Raw genomic sequence first — 3,541 nt, 5'->3', positions numbered from 1 at the left:
ATTTTAGCGGTACAACCGCTAAAATCGCTAAAACATCTGTTAGATTATCGGTAATTCACGGTGTTCCGCCGCAGTGAAGAACCGACGACCTACAGGAAGGACGCCCGTCCGATGACAACCGCGCTCACCTCCCCGGCCGATACCCCCAACACCGTTGCCAGACCTTTTGCGTCCTTCCAGATGCGCGCCGACGTGCGCCTCTTCCAGACCAGCCAAGACTTGGCCTGCCAAGAAGACCCCGAGCTGTTCTTTAACCCCCGTACGAAGCATCGCGCCATCAAGCGCTGCGCCGAGTGCCCTTACAGGGGCCGCTGCGGCTACAACGCGGTGGCCACCGGCGCGACGCACGGCGTGTGGGGTGGAGTGATTCTGCCCGGCGCCCAGCCCAAGGCACTCAAGCCGGTCTATGCGCGTCTGGCCGCACAGTTCGAGCAACGCCGACAGACCGAGCTCGGTGACCTTAAGGTCGCCCCGCTACCTGACCTCATGGACGACGACGAGACCGACGACGACGAACCCCTGATCTTTCAGGCCGGCGCCGCCTAGCCGCACAGGAAGGTTCCCATGAGCTCCGTCACTGCCGAGCATCCCGCGATCGCCAGCGTCGACGACAACGGCACCGAACGCATCACCGTCTTTGATGACGACACATCGGTGATTTGCGGGGCATTTCGACCCGTCGGTCACCTGTACTGGCGGCTGTATCTGGCCACCGGGGTGGCCAGCGCCGGCTGCACCGCCACCCAAACCCCACCCCCGCATCTTCTGGCAGCGCGCCGCGAGGACGCGTGTCGATGGATCGAACTAATCGCCCACCTCTACATCAACCCTGCCGCGGTAGGTGGCTAAGCCGCCTTGCGTGCCCACCTCCGCGCTGCGGCCCGGCGCCTGAGGCACTTCATGACCGATCCGGAATTGCCGGTATCGGCCGGTGCGCCGCTTATTGAATCACTCAACCCTGCAAGGAATCTCACGATGGCCATTCACGAAGGCTTCACGAGCATTCACCAGGCACCGGTCGACCACGTAAGCCGCGAACCGCAGCGGGTAGCCGGCCCCGTCGGTGCACCACCCGACGCCGACGCGCTCAATCGGCCCCGACAGCGTGATCGACGGCGCGTTCCTCAGTCGCATTCCAAGCTCCGTGAGACCACGAACGGCCACGTAGCCCTAACCCATCGTCAGCTACAAGGCTGCCCTTGAGCCCCGCCTCCGAGCGGGAGCTCACCAGTCGTCGCGCAACCTGACTCTTATCACTGTGCTGGGTCTGGTTGTGGCGTAGGGCTGTGACCTGCGGGTTCGCGTGGGCTTGGGTGCGAATGTGTGCACTAGGGGTGGCCCGTAGGGTGCGGTGGTGGCGTATGTGCGCACGGTGAAGACCAGTTCTGGGGCGACTGCGGTGCAGATGGTGTGGTCGTCTCGGCGCGGGTCACGTTCGATTGAGCATCTCGGTTCGGCTCACGATGAGGCCCAGTTGGCGGCGTTGAAGGCCGCCGCCGCCGAGCGGTTGGCCGCCGACCAGGCGAGCGGGACCTCGGTGTGGCGGGCCAGACCTCTATCATGCAATGCGCAGATAGGTTTCGGTTGGCAGCTAGCCGTGAAGCCGGTGGCTCGGATTGCCGGTCCGCTCAGCGGGCCGCACCCTCGCGCAAACCAGACGGATCGGCGCGCAATAGGTCTTGCGGGTTGTAATGTGGCGGATCCGTGGGGGTGCCTGTGAGGAGCTGGACATGGCCGATATTGGGCCATCAACGCCGTTGCCGGGTAGTGAACGGCCCCGCCCCGCCACTCACCGGTATGTGGGACCCGGTGACCCGGACAAGCTTATCGGTGCGACCGTCGTCGTTCGCCCCCGGCCCGGGTCTCCACCCCTACCGGATCCCCAGCAGTGGCATGATACCCCGCTGCGCGAGCGGCGAGCGTTGTCCCGCGACGAATACGCACGTGGTCAGAGGGCGGCGCAGGCCGACCTGTGCCGGCCACCGGACGAGTACCCGGTCACCGTGCGGTGCATTTACCCTGCGGTGACGGCATGAGTACGGGCCCGCTGGCCGGCCTGGGCACCAGGAAGCTCTATCAGTCCTCGCTGGAACGGCAAACGGTCACCTCCGGCGACGATCTGGTGCTGGCCGACATCACCGGCAATTCGGGGTGTATCCGGTCGGTGTGGATGGCCGTCGCGGGCGGCAACAACCCGACCCTGGACGCGCGGCTCCAGGTCTTCTACGACGGCCTGACAACGCCGGGCCTGGACATGGACCTGGGGACGCTGCTGGCCACGCATTGGCAGGGCCAGGGCCACTCTCTCGACCTTGACCACCTCCACGTGGAGATGGACATCAGCAACTACAAGCTGGCGTTCCTGTTCACGTTCCCGATGCCCTTCGGCTCCGCGGCCAAGGTGGTGTACCACTACCCGGCGGGCTACATCCTCCAGACCGCCTTTGTGTTCTCCGTAGTGACGTACACGCTGGGGGATGCCGATCCGGGGATGCGGCTGCGTAGCCAGGGCTACCGGTACGCCGACCAGAAGGTGAACCGCGCGGCCGGGGACGTGAACACGCTGATGCAGATCACCAACCCCGGGCCCGGCTCGGTGGTGTACACGTCTTATGTGGGTGGCGTGGACACCACGAACTGGAATCTGACGTGGCTCGAACGGGACTTTGCGTTCTACATCGACGGCGAAACCACGCCCTCGATCCGCACCACGCGGACGGAGGATACGTTCGACAGCGGCTGGTACTTCAACGATGCCGCCAACCAGACCCTCGGCCGCCACTCGTTCATCGGCACCCGCCAGCCGCCTCTCCAGCCCTTCTGCATGGCGATGGCCACCGACTGGTGGGGCAAGTGGGGTGGCATCCCGTTCAGCTCCACGTGCACGGTGCGGATCCTCACCGAGGACGCGGTGACAACCGGCGACACGTTCTGCGGATGCACTCTCTACTACCACTAACGCGGCAGGCGACCCCGGGGCTTTCTCACTCACGCCCGCGGCGGTCGCTGCGCGGCTCTGGTCGGCTAGGTCATCTACGTCCGCACCGACGATCAACACATCCATGAGCTGGGGTGGGACGCTGGCGGCTGGCACCCGCGTGACCTGACCACCGCGGCCAACGCGCTGGCAATGATCTCGGAGGCCAACCAGACCGACCTACAGGCCCGGCCCGGTCTACCACCACACGCCGCGACTCCATCGAAGCGCACCTGAGCATCTTGTTCGCCGCCCTGGCGGTCAGCCACTGGATCGAACGCCAAACCGGCTGGAGCATCAAGGAATTCGTCCGCACCGCAAGCCGCTACCGCATGATCCAAGCCGGACGACAAACACTCACCGCCGCCGAACCCGTACCCGACGACCTCACCGAAGCCCTCGCCAAGGTCAACTCACCCATCAGTGCGCACTGACACGAAAATTGGGGTGACCACAAGGGGCGACCCGGGTGATGGTGGGTTACGCGGTTTGGGTGAGTGGTTCGAGGATGACCCGGTATCCGAGGGTTTCGAGTTGGCTGATTGCTCGTGCCTTGGTTCGAGC

General features: G+C 65.0%; 3 protein-coding genes and 2 pseudogenes. All 5 read left to right on the top strand.

Annotation, left to right across the window (positions count from 1 at the left end; genetic code table 11):
• The first annotated feature begins 111 nt into the window (after window positions 1–111).
• The gene (locus tag VMD50_RS14540) at window positions 112–546 is read left to right on the top strand and encodes a WhiB family transcriptional regulator (protein ID WP_325428446.1); all 435 of its coding nucleotides are present in this window, start codon (window positions 112–114) and stop codon (window positions 544–546) included.
• Between the two features lie 18 nt (window positions 547–564).
• On the top strand, window positions 565–849 hold the full coding sequence (locus tag VMD50_RS14535) for a hypothetical protein (protein ID WP_325428445.1): 285 nt from the start codon (window positions 565–567) through the stop codon (window positions 847–849).
• A gap of 505 nt (window positions 850–1,354) precedes the next feature.
• Window positions 1,355–1,522: pseudogene (locus tag VMD50_RS29970) on the top strand (IS1634 family transposase); the annotation flags it as partial.
• Between the two features lie 510 nt (window positions 1,523–2,032).
• Window positions 2,033–2,959, top strand: coding sequence for a DUF2961 domain-containing protein (locus VMD50_RS14530; protein ID WP_325428444.1), 927 nt, complete (start codon window positions 2,033–2,035; stop codon window positions 2,957–2,959).
• 230 nt (window positions 2,960–3,189) lie between these two features.
• Window positions 3,190–3,411: pseudogene (locus VMD50_RS14525) on the top strand (IS1634 family transposase); the annotation flags it as partial.
• Window positions 3,412–3,541: the final 130 nt, after the last annotated feature.

The sequence above is a fragment of the Mycobacterium sp. genome (genome assembly GCF_035506235.1).
Lineage (GTDB): Bacteria > Actinomycetota > Actinomycetes > Mycobacteriales > Mycobacteriaceae > Mycobacterium.
Note: the sequence above shows the minus strand (reverse complement) of the source record. Positions and strands in the feature narration are given on the sequence as shown.

Bases quoted from the DNA above. Each gene is read 5' to 3' on its own strand.
- VMD50_RS14535 (WP_325428445.1), top strand. From the start codon at position 565: ATGAGCTCCGTCACTGCCGAGCATCCCGCGATCGCCAGCGTCGACGAC.
- VMD50_RS14540 (WP_325428446.1), top strand. From the start codon at position 112: ATGACAACCGCGCTCACCTCCCCGGCCGATACCCCCAACACCGTTGCC.
- VMD50_RS14530 (WP_325428444.1), top strand. From the start codon at position 2,033: ATGAGTACGGGCCCGCTGGCCGGCCTGGGCACCAGGAAGCTCTATCAG.